This window comes from Arthrobacter sp. sptzw42, from assembly GCF_059089685.1.
On record NZ_JBNHEX010000032.1, the window covers coordinates 1 to 396 of the forward strand.

The 396-nt window shown below is 65.7% G+C and carries 1 protein-coding gene; it reads right to left on the reverse strand.

Translation table 11 applies throughout. From position 1 onward, the window contains the following. The coding region (locus AC5RT4_RS17745) for a transketolase-like TK C-terminal-containing protein (RefSeq protein WP_494106621.1) at positions 1-396 on the reverse strand (396 nt) is incomplete at both ends.

The following is a 396-nucleotide window of genomic DNA, read 5'->3' on the forward strand; positions in this document are numbered from 1 at the left end:
TGGGGACGAATTGGCGGATCTGGTCCGGGACGGCTTTCATGTAGTCCGAGACGGCGACGACGGGTCCGGTGGCGCCTTCGAGTTGTTTGGTGACGAACGGAACGCGGGCGGGCTGGCCGGGGTTGAGGAAGGCTTCTTCTTCGGCGGCCATGCCGTCGCGGCGCAGTTCGTTCCAGGACGTCACGGACCAGACGTCTGCGGAGACGCCCCAGTCATCGGCCAGGAGCTGCTGGGCTTCCAGGGCCCAGGGCACGGAGACGCCGGAGGCGAGGATCTGGGTCCGGGGACCGTCGATCTTTGCCGGGTTGAGCAGGTAGATGCCCTTGAGGACACCTTCGACGTCGAGTTCTTCGGGTTCGGCCGGCTGGGTGATGGGTTCGTTGTAGACCGTGAGGT